Annotated in this window: 16 protein-coding genes; 4 read left to right on the top strand and 12 right to left on the bottom strand. The window is 67.5% G+C overall.

Features of this window, described 5'->3' with window-relative positions:
• Window positions 1–136 precede the first annotated feature (136 nt).
• From HNP52_RS05510 to HNP52_RS05480, 7 genes are read right to left on the bottom strand one after another with little or no spacing between them, the layout of a single operon-like run.
• Entirely contained in the window at window positions 137–1717 is a 1581-nt protein-coding gene (locus HNP52_RS05510) for a GMC family oxidoreductase N-terminal domain-containing protein (RefSeq protein ID WP_184163565.1), read from the bottom strand.
• Window positions 1651–2622 carry a sterol desaturase family protein gene (locus tag HNP52_RS05505; protein WP_184163562.1) on the bottom strand — a complete coding sequence of 324 codons (972 nt, stop codon included), beginning with the start codon at window positions 2620–2622 and terminating at the stop codon, window positions 1651–1653. The genes HNP52_RS05510 and HNP52_RS05505 overlap by 67 nt, the downstream gene beginning before the upstream one ends.
• Before the next feature lie 20 nt (window positions 2623–2642).
• Entirely contained in the window at window positions 2643–3005 is a 363-nt protein-coding gene (locus HNP52_RS05500; protein ID WP_184163560.1) for a hypothetical protein, read from the bottom strand.
• A complete protein-coding gene (locus tag HNP52_RS05495) occupies window positions 3002–3433 on the bottom strand; it encodes a TIGR01244 family sulfur transferase (RefSeq protein ID WP_184163557.1) in 432 nt (143 codons plus the stop codon). The genes HNP52_RS05500 and HNP52_RS05495 overlap by 4 nt, the downstream gene beginning before the upstream one ends.
• Entirely contained in the window at window positions 3430–3915 is a 486-nt protein-coding gene (locus tag HNP52_RS05490; protein ID WP_184163554.1) for a hypothetical protein, read from the bottom strand. The genes HNP52_RS05495 and HNP52_RS05490 overlap by 4 nt, the downstream gene beginning before the upstream one ends.
• Window positions 3912–5684, bottom strand: a complete 1773-nt coding sequence (gene recQ / locus HNP52_RS05485; protein WP_184163550.1) for a DNA helicase RecQ — start codon at window positions 5682–5684, stop codon at window positions 3912–3914. The genes HNP52_RS05490 and recQ overlap by 4 nt, the downstream gene beginning before the upstream one ends.
• 38 nt (window positions 5685–5722) lie before the next feature.
• Window positions 5723–6253, bottom strand: a complete 531-nt coding sequence (locus HNP52_RS05480) for a hypothetical protein (RefSeq protein WP_184163547.1) — start codon at window positions 6251–6253, stop codon at window positions 5723–5725.
• Window positions 6254–6349: 96 nt separating this feature from the next.
• On the opposite strand from HNP52_RS05480, the gene HNP52_RS05475 reads away from it, so the two are divergent.
• Together HNP52_RS05475 and HNP52_RS05470 are read left to right on the top strand one after the other, a co-directional pair.
• Window positions 6350–7720 (top strand): glycoside hydrolase family 47 protein, encoded by a 1371-nt coding sequence (locus tag HNP52_RS05475; RefSeq protein ID WP_184163544.1) that lies wholly within the window; start codon window positions 6350–6352, stop codon window positions 7718–7720.
• Between the two features lie 122 nt (window positions 7721–7842).
• The gene (locus HNP52_RS05470; protein ID WP_184163541.1) at window positions 7843–9306 is read left to right on the top strand and encodes an ATP-binding protein; all 1464 of its coding nucleotides are present in this window, start codon (window positions 7843–7845) and stop codon (window positions 9304–9306) included.
• Here the strand turns inward: HNP52_RS05470 and HNP52_RS05465 are convergent.
• Window positions 9303–10220: an alpha/beta fold hydrolase gene (locus HNP52_RS05465; protein WP_184163536.1), complete on the bottom strand. Its 918-nt coding sequence runs from the start codon at window positions 10218–10220 to the stop codon at window positions 9303–9305. The two genes, HNP52_RS05470 and HNP52_RS05465, sit on opposite strands and share 4 nt — an antisense overlap.
• 8 nt (window positions 10221–10228) lie before the next feature.
• Window positions 10229–12052 carry an ABC transporter ATP-binding protein/permease gene (locus HNP52_RS05460; protein ID WP_184163533.1) on the bottom strand — a complete coding sequence of 608 codons (1824 nt, stop codon included), beginning with the start codon at window positions 12050–12052 and terminating at the stop codon, window positions 10229–10231.
• A gap of 81 nt (window positions 12053–12133) precedes the next feature.
• On the opposite strand from HNP52_RS05460, the gene HNP52_RS05455 reads away from it, so the two are divergent.
• Together HNP52_RS05455 and HNP52_RS05450 are read left to right on the top strand one after the other, a co-directional pair.
• Complete coding sequence (locus HNP52_RS05455) at window positions 12134–12373, top strand: hypothetical protein (RefSeq protein WP_184163530.1); 240 nt, start codon at window positions 12134–12136, stop codon at window positions 12371–12373.
• A 57-nt stretch (window positions 12374–12430) separates the two neighbouring features.
• Window positions 12431–12787 carry a hypothetical protein gene (locus HNP52_RS05450; RefSeq protein ID WP_184163527.1) on the top strand — a complete coding sequence of 119 codons (357 nt, stop codon included), beginning with the start codon at window positions 12431–12433 and terminating at the stop codon, window positions 12785–12787.
• Here HNP52_RS05450 and HNP52_RS05445 read toward each other — a convergent pair.
• From HNP52_RS05445 to HNP52_RS05435, 3 genes are all read right to left on the bottom strand, one after another.
• Entirely contained in the window at window positions 12784–13338 is a 555-nt protein-coding gene (locus tag HNP52_RS05445; RefSeq protein WP_184163524.1) for a hypothetical protein, read from the bottom strand. The two genes, HNP52_RS05450 and HNP52_RS05445, sit on opposite strands and share 4 nt — an antisense overlap.
• A gap of 68 nt (window positions 13339–13406) precedes the next feature.
• Window positions 13407–14357, bottom strand: a complete 951-nt coding sequence (locus HNP52_RS05440) for a phytoene/squalene synthase family protein (RefSeq protein ID WP_184163521.1) — start codon at window positions 14355–14357, stop codon at window positions 13407–13409.
• Window positions 14354–14935 carry a TIGR00730 family Rossman fold protein gene (locus HNP52_RS05435; RefSeq protein WP_184163519.1) on the bottom strand — a complete coding sequence of 194 codons (582 nt, stop codon included), beginning with the start codon at window positions 14933–14935 and terminating at the stop codon, window positions 14354–14356. The genes HNP52_RS05440 and HNP52_RS05435 overlap by 4 nt, the downstream gene beginning before the upstream one ends.
• Window positions 14936–14971: the final 36 nt, after the last annotated feature.

The raw sequence follows: 14971 nt of genomic DNA, 5'->3' as shown, positions 1-14971 counted from the left end.
GGCGCCGCGCACACCTCTCCTTAGCGCGGCGCCCAACCGAGGTTCCTCCTGCGGACGACTGGGCCGGTGGTTTCGACCATCGGCCCTTTTTTATGTGCGGAATCATCGCCCTCTACCGCTTCTGCGGTAGAGGGAATTAGGAGGCCAGATCTTCCTTGATGAACTGGGCGCAGCGTTCGCCGATCACGATGCTGGGGGCATTGGTGTTGCCGCCGACCAGCCGGGGCATGATCGAGGCGTCGGCGATATAGAGCCCCTCGACCCCGCGGACCTTGAGCCGCGGGGTGACCACCGCGCCTTCGTCCGAGCCCATGCGCGCGGTGCCGACCGGATGGTAGATCGTGTCGGCGCGGGCGCGGATCAGCCGCTCGAGCGCGGCATCGTCGTCCAGGTCGATCGGATAGCGATCACGGCCCCTGTACTGGGCGAGCTGGGGGGCCTCGAGCACGCGGTACATCGCCCGCGTGCCCTTCTTGAGCAGCTCAAGGTCACGCGGATCGCCGAGGAAGTCCGGATCGATCAGCGGCGCGGCGCGGGGATCGAGCGACTGGAGGCGGACGGTGCCCCGGCTTTCCGGCCGCAGCACGCAGGCATGGCAGCTGAAGCCGTGCCCGGGCACGGCGGTGCGGCCATGATCCTCGACGATGGCGATCAGGAAATGGAGCTGGAGGTCGGGCCGCTCCAGCGCCGGATCGCTGCGCAGGAATGCACCGGCCTCGGCATAGGGCGTGGTCATCCGCCCCTTGCGGCTGACCATCCAGCGGCCGATCGACCCGAGCGACTTGAGCGTGCCGGGTAGCGAACGGCCGAGGAAGAAGCTGCCCTCGGTCTCGAAGGCGGCGACATAGTCGACATGGTCCTGGAGGTTGCCGCCGACCGCGGGACGATCGATCCGCACCGACAGGCCCATCTCGCGCAGATGCTCGCCCGGGCCGATGCCCGAGAGCATCAGCAGCTGCGGGGTCTGGAAGGCACCGGCGGCGAGGACCACGGCGCGGCGGGCGCGGATCTCGCGGGCCTGGCCGTCGCGCTGATAGGCGACGCCCCAGACGCGGCCCTCCTCGAACAGCACGCGCTCGACCATCGCATCGGTGATGATCTCGAGATTGTCGCGGCGATCGAGATAGGCGCGCGCGGCGGTCCAGCGCTCGCCATTCCTTTGCGTGACCTGGAACAGGCCGGCGCCCGATTGCTCGGCGCCGTTGAAATCCTGGTTGCGCGGGATCTGGAGCTCGCCGCACGCGTCGATGAACGCCTCGGAGCCCGGGTGCGCCCAGAGCTGGTCGCTGACCCAGAGCGGACCCTTGTCGCCATGATAGTCGCTGGCGCCGCGGACATTGTGCTCGGCCTTTTTGAACCAGGGCAGCATGTCGTCCCAGCCCCAGCCGGGGCAGCCGAGGTCGCGCCACTCATCATAGTCCCTATGGTGGCCGCGGACATAGAGCATCGCGTTGATCGCGCTCGAGCCGCCAAGGCCGCGCCCGCGCGGCTGGTAGCCGCGCCGGCCGTTGAGCCCGCGCTGCGGCACCGTCTCGAACGCCCAGTTGGCGCCGGGGCGCTGGAACGGCATCATCCCGGGCATGCGGGTCTTGATGCTGGTGTTGCGGCCACCCGCCTCGAGCACCGCGACGCTGTACTTGCCGCCTTCGCTCAGGCGGCCCGCGACGGCGCTCCCGCCGGATCCCCCACCGATGACGACGATATCGGCTGCTTCCACGAATCCCCCCGTAGCTGCTCCCGCGCCTCCCAGCGCGCCTTTATGGTCTCGGATGTATCGCGGCTGCCATCGTGGCTCCAGCCCGGCGGCGCGATCATATAGCCAATTCGGGACTTCCAGTCCGGCGCCGCCCACACGTCTTTGGCGATGCCGACCCACTCGTGGAAGGCGGCCCAGAGGACGTTGAAGCTGCCGAGGTCCTTGACGATCCCGTAGCGCGGCCGGTCGTCGGCGCGCTCTTCCACGAAGGTGCCGAACATGCGGTCCCAGATGATGAAGACCCCGGCATAATTCTTGTCGAGATAGCGCGGGTTGGTCGCGTGGTGGACGCGGTGGTGCGACGGCGTGTTCATCACCGCCTCGAACCAGCGCGGCATGCGGCCGACCATCTCGGTATGGATCCAGAACTGGTAGATCAGGTTGAGCCCGGCGCAGAAGAAGATCATCGCCGGGTGGAAGCCGATCAGGAACAGCGGCAGCCGGAAGGCGAAGCTGATGCTGACAAAGCCGGTCCAGGTCTGCCGCAGCGCCGTGGTCAGGTTATAATGCTGGCTCGAATGGTGGATGACATGGCTCGCCCAGAACCAGCGCACGCGGTGAGCGGCGCGGTGGAAGGCGTAATAGGCCAGGTCGTCGAGCAGGAAGGCGAGGACGAACCAGTACCAGGCGAAGCCGATGGTGAAGAGGCGATACTGGTAGAGCCACATCGACAGCGCATAGACCAGGCCGGTGGTGAGCAGCCCGGCCACGGTGCTGCCGAAGCCGAGCGCGAGGCTGGTCAGCGTGTCCTTCGGGCAGAAGCGGCGGCGATCGCGGATACGGGCAATGACCATCTCCGCCAGGATCAGGATGACGAAGCCGGGAATGGCATAGGTCACCGGATCGGGGAGATGGGGCACCAGCATGGCGCTTGCTTACCCTGTTGTCAGTAGCCTGTCACGCCGCGCAGCAGCACGATCCCGAAGCGCTTGTCGCCGCTGTCGACACGGAGGCCATCGGGGGTCGCCTGGCTGGCGAGCGGCAACCGCAGATGCCGCGCCGCAACACGGGCGCCGTGCATTTTCAGCAGCGCGACATCGCCGGCCTTGCCATGGACGAGCGCGGCCTTGCCGTCGCTGCCGAGCAGTGCCTCTCCGGCATCGAAGCCGGAGATCATCCCCTCCGCCGTCTCCCGCGCTTCCTCGGCGCTGGCGATCGCGGCGCCACGACCGAGCCCCAGCGCCCAGGCCACTAGCGTCATCACCAGGATCGCGCCGATCGAGCCCAGGGAGACGTAAAGCTGGTTCACGCCCTGCCCGAGAGCTGGTCGAGCAGCGGGCGGATACCCGAGATGTCGTAGCCAGCCTGGGCAGCCTTGGCGGTGATCTCCACGGGGTCGCCGCCGCGCGAGGCCTCGGCGAGTGCCCAGAGATTGCAGGAGCGCGTGCCCGAGCGGCAATAGGCGAGCACCGGGCCCTTGGCCTCCGCCAGCGCCGCCGCCATCGCCTCGACCTGGGCCGAGGAGAAGCCGGCATGCGTCACCGGGATCGCGGCATAGCCGAGCCCGGCGGCCTCGGCCGCGACGCGGATCGCCTCACCCTCGGGCTGGCCCATCTCTTCCTCGTCGGGGCGATTGTTGACCACGAAGCTGAAGCCCTGCTCGGCGAGCAGGGGGATGTCCTCGGCGGCGATCTGGGGGGCGACCGAGATGCTCTCGTCGACGCGGCGCAGGTTCATTGGCGTTCCACCTTCTGGGTTTCGAGGATCGGTTGGTTGGCGGCCCAGGCTGCGACCTTGCGCTCGGCGGCAGTGATGCCCTTGAGCACTTCCTCGGTCGCCTTGTCCTGGCAGCCCATGTCATAGACCAGGTGCACGTCGCCCCAGCGGACGGTGCCATAATATTGATCGGTGATCCGCGCACCGCAGACCAGCTCGCGCCCGGCACGCGCTTCACCGATGGCGAGCAGCTTGCGGATCTCGGCGAAACCCTCGGGCCCCGTGGCAAAGCCGCGCGTCACCAGCCGCTCGGCATTGAACACATCGGGCTCGGGCACGGTGTAGCTGCCCTTGCCCGCCGCATCGATCGTCCAGCGCGAGACCGGGCGGCCCCAGCTGCTGCGATCCATCGCGATGCTCGAAACCGCAGGCGCGGGTGCCACGACCGGCGCCGCCGGGGCACAGGCGGCGAGCGACAGCGGAAGGGCGAAGAACAGTCTCACGCAGCCTCGCGGATCACTTGCAGGAAGGCATCACCATAGGCATCGAGCTTGCGCGCGCCAACGCCCGAGATGTTGCCCATCGCGGAGATGCTTTCCGGCCGCAGCAGCGCCATGTCGCGCAGCACTGAATCGTGGAAGATGACATAGGGCGGCAGCCCGGTTTCCTGCGCGATCTCGCGACGCTTGGCGCGCAGTGCCTCGAACAGCGGATTGCCGACCGGATTGTCCCCGCCCGCCCGGCTGCCACCGCGCCGGCGGCGCTCGCGCTTCGGGGGAAGCACCAGCTCCACCTTGGCGCCGCCCTTGAGGATCGCGCGCGCTTCGGGCCCGAACTCCAGTCCGCCATAGTCATTGGCGCGCAATGCGTCGCGCAGCAGCAGCGCACGGGCGACCGGCTTGATCAATGCCGCTTCCTCGCCATCGACGATGCCGAACACCGACAGGCTCTCATGCCCGTTGGAGATGCTGCGGTCGCTCGACTGGCCGAGCAGGATGCTCTCGATATAGCCGACCCCGAACAACATGCCGGTGCGGAACACCGCCGAGAGGAACTTCTGCGCGGTCACCGTCACGTCGACCGCGGCGGGCGGGCTCAGGCAATTGTCGCAATTGCCGCAGTTCTCCGGCGCGTCGTTCTCGCCGAAATGCTTGAGCAGGATGCGGCGGCGGCAGGTGGCGGTCTCGACCAATGCACCGAGCGCGGTGAGCCGGGTACGCTCGCCGGGCTGGCGCGAGGGCTCGACTTCGCCGATCCGCTGGCGGGCCCGGGCGAAATCGTCGGCGCCCCAGAAGAGATGCGCCACCGCCGGATCGCCGTCGCGGCCCGCACGGCCGGTTTCCTGGTAATAGGCCTCGATCGACTTGGGCAGGCCGGCATGGGCGACGAAGCGCACGTCCGGCTTGTCGATGCCCATGCCGAAAGCGACGGTGGCGACCACCACCATGTCCTCGCTCGCCACGAACGCCGCCTGGTTGCGACGGCGGACATCGGGATCGAGCCCGGCATGATAGGGCAGCACCGGGCGGCCGGTCTCGGCGGCGAGCTTCTCGGCGAGCTTCTCCACTCCGGCGCGCGTCTGGGCATAGACGATGCCGGGTCCGGGCGTCTCGGCGATCAGGTCGATCACCTGGCGCGTGGTGTTCTCGCGCGGGGCGATCGCATAGCGGATGTTCGGCCGGTCGAAGCCGGCGACGATCAGCCCGTCCTGCGGCAGCCCGAGCTGATCGAGGATATCGGCGCGGGTATGCGCATCGGCCGTCGCGGTGAGCGCGAGGCGCGGCACCTCCGGGAAGCGATCGAGCAGCGGGCGGAGCAGCCGGTAATCGGGGCGGAAATCATGCCCCCATTCGGAGACGCAATGCGCCTCGTCGATCGCGAACAGGCTGAGCTTCGCCTGGGTGAGCAGGTTGCGGAAATATTCGTTCGAGGCGCGCTCCGGCGCGACGTAGAGCAGATCGAGCTCGCCGGCGCGGAAACGCTCGATCGTCTCGGCGCGGTTCTCGTCGACGCTGGTCAGCGTGGCGGCGCGGATGCCCACCGCTTCGGCGGCGCGCAGCTGGTCGTGCATCAGCGCGATCAGCGGACTGACGACGACGCAGGTGCCCTCCAGCATCACCGAGGGCAGCTGATAGGTGAGCGACTTGCCCGCACCGGTGGGCATCACCGCCAGGGTGCGTTCGCCGGCGAGAACGCGGGCGACCACCTGCTCCTGCACGCCGCGAAAGGCGTCGAAGCCGAAGATCCGGCGGAGCGTATCGGTGGGGACCATCGCGCCCGGTTAGCGGGCGAGGGCCCGGAAAGTCGAGGCTATTCGCACGGAACTCCGTCCTCGGGCTTCCAGGGGACCAGCGTGAAGTCGCTCACTTCGATCGCGCTGATCGCATAGGGCCAATGCTCGATGCTCGGCTTGCCCGGCATCACCAGGCAGACATCGGTGGGAGCGGCCTGGCCCCTGGCGGTGATCCTGGCGCGATAGACGAGCGCCTGCGCATAGCCGTTCTGGATGACCAGCATCGCATGGTCGGAGCCGGCCACGCCCAGGAAACGGAAACGGATCTTGCCGGCATCCGGCACCGGCGGGGCAGGCAGTTCGAGATCTTTCGGGAATGCCTGGCCTTCGGTGACGGGCGCCTTGGGCGGCTCCAGCCCCAGGAAATGCGCGCCGACCGCGGTTTCGAACCGGGTGGGTATCGCCGGTGCCTTCCGGAGCGCAACCGGCTTGCCGCTGTCGAGCGTGAAGGTGACTTCGTCGCCGATGGCAAGCTTTACGCCCTGCGCCGCGGCGGGGCCCGCCACCGCCATCATTGCAGCGCCCAATATCCATGTCTTGCCGCGCATCGCCCCGTCTCCCCCTGTTCCACGCAACTATCCGTCAGCCGCCGGGCACCGGCAAGCAGGGTTTGCACCAGCGCGGACGCGCGCTAGCCTGACGCCATGTCCAGCTTTCGCATCGGCCGTCGCGGCCTGATCGCCGGTGGCGCCGCCGCGCTGCTTCCCCTGCCCGCCACGGCGAAGGAGGACTGGCGCGAACTTGCCGGCGAAGTGCGCGAAAGCATGCGCTGGGCCTGGCGGAACTATCGCGAGAAGGCCTGGGGCAAGGACCAGATCATGCCGGTCTCGGGTGGATCGGAGAGCTTCTCGATCAAGGGGCATCATCTCGGCCTCAGCCTGATCGAGGCACTCGATACGCTGTGGCTGATGGAGCTGGATGCCGAGTTCAAGGACGGGGTGGACTGGATCCACGCCAATCTCGATTTCGACGTGGACGGCGAAGTCTCGGTGTTCGAGACGATCATCCGGCTGGTCGGCGGGCTGCTCTCGGCGCATCTCGCCAGCGGCGACAAGCTGCTGCTCGCCAAGGCCAAGGACCTGGCCGACCGGCTGATGCCGAGCTTCGACCATTCGCCGATCGGGCTGCCGCACCGCTTCATCAACCTGAAGACGGGTGCGCTGCGCGATCCCATCACCAATCCGGCCGAAGTGGGCAGTTGCATCACCGAGTTCGGCACGCTGAGCCGGCTTACCGGAGATCCGCGCTACCACAAGGCGGCCAAGCGCGCGATGGTCGCGCTGTTCGGTCGGCGATCGGAGATCGGGCTGATGCCGGATTCGTTCGACTGCATGACCGGCGAGTGGAAGAGCCGCCGCGCGACGATCGGCCCGCCTTCGGACAGCTACTACGAATATCTCTGGGACGGCTGGCAGCTGTTCGGCGACCGCGAGTTCCTGGTGATGTACAAGAGCTGCACCGCGGCGATCCTGGAGAACCAGAAGGTCGAGCTGAACGGCGACACCTGGTTCGTCGATGTCGATTTCGAGACCGGCAAGCGGATCAACTGGGAGCAGGACGAGCTTTCGTCCTTTTATGGCGGGTTGCTCGCCCAGGGCGGCGATACGGCGGCGGGCGAAGCCTATACCCGCAGCTGGGACAAGGTGCAGGCGAAGTACGGCATCCTGCCCGAAGGCTATGACGCCGAAAAGGGCACCCCGACCTACAAGACCAACGCGCTGCGCCCCGAGCTGGCCGATGCCGCGTTCAACCACTGGCTGCTCGATCGCAAGGAGGAATGGCGCGCGCTGGTCGCCCGGCATTTCCGGGCGATGCAGCAGTGGAACAAGGCCGCGTTCGGCTATGCGACCATGGCGGATGTCACCACCAAGGCGCAGGCGGATCATTGTCCGGGCTATTGGTGGTCGGAGCAGATGAAATATTACTGGCTGATCTTCTCCGATTGCCGCCGCTTCGATTACCGGAAGAACTATCTGTCGACCGAGGGGAATGTGCTGCTGGGGTTCAGGCGCTGAACCTTTTGCCTCGTCACCCCGGGCCTGGCCCGGGGTGACGATTGGGACGCAGGCGTATCGCTCACAGCTTTTCCACCGATGCCGCTTGCCCCCATCCCTCTCCATGCGCCAAAGCGGATGGGATGACGGTACGCGTGGACATGGGGCAGGACGGCAAGGGTGATGCCGTCGCCATGGATCTCGAGGAGCTGCTGGCGACGCGATTGCTCGTCCAGGGCAACTCGGGGTCGGGCAAGTCGCACCTGCTGCGCCGCCTGCTCGAGAAAAGCGCCGGCCATGTCCAGCAGGTGATCATCGATCCCGAAGGTGATTTCGTCACCCTGAGCGACCGATACGGCCATATCTCGATCGAGGCGGCCGACTATAGCGAGCGCGAGATCGCCCGCTTCGCCACCCGCATCCGCGAGCATCGCGCATCGGTGGTGCTAAGCCTGGAGGGGCTGGAAGCCGAGGGGCAGATGAAATGCGCCGCGGCCTTCCTCAACGCGATGTTCGATGCCCCGCGCGACCATTGGTACCCGGCGCTGGTGGTGGTCGACGAAGCGCAGCTGTTCGCCCCTTCGGGCGGCGGCGAGGTTGCCGAGGATGTCCGCCGCGCCTCGCTGAGCGCGATGACCAACCTGATGTGTCGCGGGCGCAAGCGCGGCCTTGCCGGCGTGATCGCCACCCAGCGCCTCGCCAAGCTCGCCAAGAACGTCGCCGCCGAAGCCTCGAACTTCCTGATGGGTCGCACCTTCCTCGACATCGACATGGCGCGCGCCGCCGACCTGCTCGGCATGGAGCGCCGCCAGGCCGAGGCGATCCGCGACCTGGCGCGCGGCCATTTCCTGGCGCTTGGCCCGGCCGTGTCGCGCCGGCCGATCTCGGTGCAGATCGGCGCGGTCGAGACCAGCGCGCGCAGCGGCAGCCCCAAGCTGACTCCGCTGCCCGAGGCCCCCTCGGCCGAGCTCAAGGACCTGCTGCTCGCGCCCGCCGAGCCCGAATGGACGCCGCCGGCACCCCCGGCTCCCTCCGCCCCGCCCCAGCTCGCCAGCGACCGGCTGCTCGAGGCGCTCGCCCGATCGACGCCGGCGCGCGAGGAAATCCCGGACGTCGATCCCGAGGAAGCGGCGCAGAAGATCGCCGAGGTGCTGCGCGACATCACCGCCGACGAGGAAAGCACCTATCGTTCGCCTTCGGTGCTCTACCAGGACTTCCTGGTCCGCTGCCGGATGGTCGGGCTCGCGCGGCCGCCGCTCGATCTGTCCAGCTTCGTGCGCCGGCTCTCGGCGGCACGGGCCGGCATTCACGGCGACCCCGACGACGACTGGGCGCAGGCGCTCGAAGCGGCACGGGCACTGCCCGACGACATGCTCGGGCCGTTCCTGCTGGTGGCGCGCGCCGCCCGCGAAGGCGCGCCCTGCCCGAGCGACACCGAGATCGCCGCGACCTATGGCACCAGTTCGCTCGGCCGCGTGCGCCGGCTCCTGCAATATATCGAGAGCAAGGAGCTGTTCGTGACGCGCACCGACCTGTCCGGCAAGCGCTCGATCACCATCCCGCGGCTGGGCTGGACCACGCAGCCAGCGGAGATCGGCAGCAGCTAGAGACCGCGCAGCCAGGCTTCGGTTGCGTCGACATGCGTCACCGGGAGCATATGACCGCCGTCGAGCAGCGCGACCGTACCATTCTGCACGTCCGACGCGGTCTTGCGGCCATGCAACTCGGGATCGAGCAGCGCATCCTGCCGGCCATAAAGGATCGAGACCGGTATCGCGATTTCGCCATAGCGCGGCGCCTGGACCTTCATCGCCCCAGGGGCATGGTCGATCTCGAAGCACCCCATCTCGAAGCTCGCCGGGCGGATGGCGAGTGCGCCGCCGGCCTTGACAGGGAAATCCTCGGGCAGCGGATCAGGGGCGAAAACGGCAGTCGTCTTGGCCTTGCCGGTGCGCATCGAGAGCGGCACCGCGATCGTCCAGGCGATCAGCGGGCGAAGCGGCCCAGGTATCACCAGCCCCTTGAGCGGCGCGGGTGCTTCGTCGATCGGCTGGGTGAGCGGGGCGATCAGGCCGAGGCCACGCACCGCCTGCGGATGGCGCAGCGCCAGCGCCAGGCTGACCGCACCGCCCATTGAATGGCCGACCAGCAAGGGCTTTTCCAGCCCGAGCTTCGCGATCGCCGCGGCGACGGCATCGGCCTGTGCGTTCAGGTCGAGGCGCGGACCGGTGAGCGTGGAATAGCCCCAGCCCGGACGATCCATCACAATGACGCGGTGATCGGCAGCGAGGCGGCCGGCGAGCGCATAGGTGAAGACGCGCAGCTGGCTCATGATGCCGTGGATCATCACGATCGCCGGGGCATCGGCCGGGCCCATCTCGACGACATGCATGCGCACGCCGGGCACTTCGACCTGGCGGCCGTCCATCGGCACCCAGCGCTCGACCCCGCGCGCGACATAGGCGGACCAGAGAATGAGCGCCGCGATCACTACCGCCAGCGCAACCAGGAACCAGATCATTGCCCCTCCTATTCGGCGGGGACTTCCTCTCCGCCCTCGGCCTCGCGCTCCTGCGCCTGCCGCGCCCACATTTCGGCATAGAGACCGTTTTTGCGCAAGAGCTGGGCATGGGTGCCCTGCTCCGCCACCCGGCCTGCCTCGAGCACGATGATCCGGTCGGCATGGACGACCGTGGAAAGCCGGTGCGCGATGACGATCGTGGTACGGCCATGCTCGATCGCCTCGAGCGTCGCCTGGATATCCGCCTCGGTACGGCTGTCGAGCGCGCTGGTCGCTTCGTCTAGGATCAGGATCGGCGGGTTCTTCACCAGCGTGCGCGCAATGGCGACGCGCTGCTTCTCGCCGCCGGAAAGCTTGAGCCCGCGCTCGCCGACCCGCGTCTCGAAACCGTTGGGCAGCGACTGGATGAAACCGGCGATCGCGGCACCCCGCGCGGCGACGGCGATTTCGTCGGGAGTCGTGCCCTCGCGACCATAGGCGATGTTATAGCCGATCGTGTCGTTGAACAGCACCGTGTCCTGCGGGACGATGCCGATCGAGCCGCGCAGCGACGACTGGGTCACGTCGCGGATATCCTGCCCATCGATGGTGATACGGCCGCCGGTGACGTCATAGAAGCGGTACATCAGCCGTGCGAGCGTCGACTTGCCGGCGCCCGAGGGGCCGACCACCGCGACGGTGGCGCCGGCCGGGATGTCGAGATCGACGCCCTTCAGGATCTCGCGGTCGGGATCATAGCCGAAATGCACGGCTTCGAAGCGGACATGGCCGCTGGCGATGGCGAGCGGCACGGCGTTCGGGGCGTCGCGAACCTCGGCATGGGCGTCGAGCAGATCGAACATGCTGGCCATGTCGATCACGCCCTGGCGGATGTTGCGATAGACCCAGCCCAGCATGTCGAGCGGGCGGAAGAGCTGGGTGAGCAGCGTCGAGACGACCGCGACGTCGCCCGGCGAGAACTGGTGCCGCGCCCAGCCGTTCACCACCAGCACCATGCCGGCGAACAGCATAGCGTTGGTGATTACCGCCTGGCCGATATTGAGCCAGGCGAGCGAGTTCTCGCTGACCGTCGCCGCCTTCGCATAGGAGGCCACGGCATTTTCATAGCGTCGAGCCTCGCGCTCCTCGGCGTTGAAATATTTCACCGTCTCGAAATTGAGCAGCGAATCGACCGCATGCGCCACCGCACCGGTGTCGAGATCATTCATCTTCTCGCGCAACTTCGAGCGCCAGTCGGTCACCCAGCGGGTGAAGGCGATGTAGACGACGACCATCGCCAGGGTGCCGGCGACCAGCCAGCCGCCCCACTTGGTCCAAAACAGGGTCGTCACGATCGCCAGCTCGAGGATCGTCGGGGCGATGTTGAACAGCAGGAAATAGAGCATCGAATCGATGCTCTTGGTGCCGCGCTCGACCACCTTGGTGATCGCGCCTGTGCGCCGTTCGAGATGGAAACGAAGCGAGAGCCGATGGAGATGGCGGAAGACTTCGCTCGCCAGTCGCCGCGTCGCATCCTGGCCGACGCGCTCGAACACGACGTTGCGCAGATTCTCGAACAACAAGGTGCCGAAACGCCCGGCGACATAACCGCCGACGAGCGCGATCACGAGCCAAGCGAGATCGCGCGCTCCACCGGACATCCGGTCGATCGCCGCGCCATAGGCGAAAGGTCCGGCGACCTGGACGAACTTGGAGATCACCACCAGGGTGAGCGCAATGACGATGCGCGCGCGCAGGCCGTTCGCGCCATTGGGCCAGAGATAGGGGAGGAAGCGCCGAAGCGTGGCGAGCACGGAGCGCTCGCCGGTGGACGCGTTGGGATTGGAAGCCATCGCCCGCGAATTTGGGGCGCTCGGCTCCGGGATGCAACGGTTGGACGCGCGAGCCGTTGTTGGCCTTTGAAGGAGGCGGCGATGGACCAGGTCTTCTATCTGCTCGCGATCATGGGCTGCAGCGACGACAATCTCGACTGCCGGCAGGCGCGGATCGAGCCGGCGCGCTACACCAGCTATGCGCGTTGCCAGGAGGCTGTGGCCGATGCGTTGCGCCGCAATACCGATCTAGATTTTCCGGTGATCGCCGGCGCCTGCCAGCGCCAAACGCCGGAAATGGCACGCCAGGGCGCCCCGAAACTGGACGGCAAAGGCCGCTAGCACCGCCGTCTCGTTTCATTTATGTTGCAGATGCGAAACTGTTTCGGGGGAAACGGAATGAAGCAGCTGCTTGGTTTGGTGATCGGGATCACCGCGGGGTTCGGCACCATATTGGGCGTGCTCTTCATCGGACAGAATGTTTCCCTGCCACCCGATTGCCTGCCCCCAGGACTGGACACTCTGGAGGGTGTTACCACCATAGGCGCCTGGACGCTCGGCGCTCTTGTGGGTGGCGTTGCGGCAGTACGGATAGGCAACTGGCCAGCAAGCGGCTGGATCATCGTGCTGCTGGCGACCGGCTTCGCAATCACCCAAGTCCTGATCCATCCGCACCCCCTGTCGATGCAGATCGCAGCGGTGGTCGCACCGCTGCTGGCGGGCGTCGTCGTCTCGGGGATCGCGCGGCCGGCCTAGCCCCCGGCTCGCTGGAACTGCCAGACCTCGCCATCAGCGGACTGGAGGACCAGCATATTGCCCTGGCGGCGCACCGCATAGACATCGACACGTCCGGCTTCGCGCGTCTCGTCGCCCGTGCCATCGCAATCGAGGCTGAGCGCGCGGACGGACTCGCTCTTCAGCACCAGCCGGCCATCGGCGTAGCCGGCCATGCCGTCGCGGCGCGTGCCTTCGCGGATTTCGCAGTCATTGGTCGGCGAAGCGGTGCGGCGCTTCTCGGTGATCCACTTGAAGCGGCCATCGGGCTGGATGCGCAGGCTGACCATATAGTGAACCTGCATCGGCACTTCCTCGTCGCGCAGCACGGTGCTGGTCACCGGCCCCCGTCCGGTGACCATGCCGCGGCCGGCAAGCGAAGCAGTCGGCCGATCGCGGAGCACCGGCACGCGCACCAGCTGGGTGCGCGTGGATGTCTGATCCCATTGCCCGGCCAGTTCGGCGGCACCCTGGGGCGCATCCTGCGCAGCGACAAGCGCCAGGCAAGCGAGCGGGAAAAGGAGGATACGCATGCCGAGCGGGTTCCCCCATCCGCGGGCGTTCGTCTTCCGTCCCGCGACCGAGCCGGTGCACGCTGCGTTCAATCCGGACGGGGGCGGGTCCAGAGATCGGGATCGCGCGGGGCCGCGGGATAGAGATCCCGGCGGTGCAGCGCCTGCCACCAGGACCGGCCGATCCAGCCGAGCTTCTCGAATCCCGAGGTGGAGACCCGGTGATCCCATGCGTGTTCACCGCGTGCGGCGACCTTCTCGGCAATCGCGCCATAGATACCGGTCGCGGCGAGCACCGCCCAGGCCGAGCGAAAGCCGAGCTTCGGGGTACCGACCCGGGCGCTCGCGGCATAGTCCTCCGCCCCCCGCGCCAGCCGCCCGGCCAGCACGGCAAGGCGCTGGCGGAACGGCGGCTTCATGTGCTGGCCGGGCGGGATATCCATCTCGACCAGCCAGTCATCGGGCAGATAGCAGCGCGCCATCCGGTCGTCCGCCTCGATGTCGCGGGCGATATTGGCGAGCTGGAAGGCAATGCCGAGATCACAGGCGCGATCGAGCGTCGCGTCGTCGTCCGGCGACACGCCCATGATGACCGCCATCATGCAGCCGACGGAGCCGGCGACATGATAGCAATAGCGATAGAGATCCACCTCGTGCCGGGGATGCCACTCGTCGGCGTCGAGCGCGAAACCTTCGACCAGGTCCCAGACGAAACGGTGCGGAATACCGGCCTCGGCCACGACGATGCGCAGCGCGTCGAACGCCGGATCACCGATCCATTGTCCATCCAGCGCTGCTTGCGTGAGCAGGCGGATGCGGGCGAGCCCCGCCTGCCTGTCGCTCTCGCTCGCGCCGTGGCCATGATCCTGCCCGTCGGCGAGATCGTCACAGGCGCGGCACCAGGCATAGAGCAGCCAGGCGCGCTCACGCGTCTTGCGGTCGAACAGCCGGCTGGCCGCCGAGAAGCTGCCCGAACCGCGCGCGATCGATTCCTGCGCGGTCGCGACGAACGCGGCACGCGAAGGAAGCGAGGCGCTCACAGATCGCCGCGTCGCATCTGCACGATCGTCTCGACCGGCTTGGCCGCGACCATCTTGTCGAGCAGCCCTTCGAGCGTGGTGTCGACGATCAGCATGTTCTGGTGCTGCGGGCGGACGAAACCGACCTGGCCCATATGCTCCCAGAACTCGACGAGCTTGTCATAATAGCCGGCGATGTTGAGCAGGCCGACCGGATCGGTGTGATAGCCGAGCTGGGCCCAGCTCAGCGCTTCCCACAGCTCGTCCATCGTGCCTGTGCCGCCGGGCAGGTTGATGAAGCCGTCGGCGATATCGGTGAAGCGCGCCTTGCGTTCGTGCATCGTGCCGACGACGTGCAGCTCGGTGCAGCCGCGATGCGCGACTTCGGCATTGACCAGCAACTCGGGGATCACGCCGATCACCTCGCCGCCGGCCTCCAGCGCCGAATCCGCCACCGCGCCCATCAGGCCGAGCTTGCCGCCGCCATAGACGATGCCGATGTTCCGCTCCGCCAGCGTGCGCCCGACATGGCGCGCGGCCTCGATATAGACAGGATCGGCCGGGCTGGCCGAACCGCAATAGACTGCGACGCGCTTCATATTCTGGTCTTTCCGAAAGTCATGGATCGCCCCGCA

It is taken from the genome of Sphingomonas kyeonggiensis, from assembly GCF_014204495.1.
GTDB classification, from domain to species: domain Bacteria; phylum Pseudomonadota; class Alphaproteobacteria; order Sphingomonadales; family Sphingomonadaceae; genus Sphingomonas; species Sphingomonas kyeonggiensis_A.
Note: the sequence above shows the minus strand (reverse complement) of the source record. Positions and strands in the feature narration are given on the sequence as shown.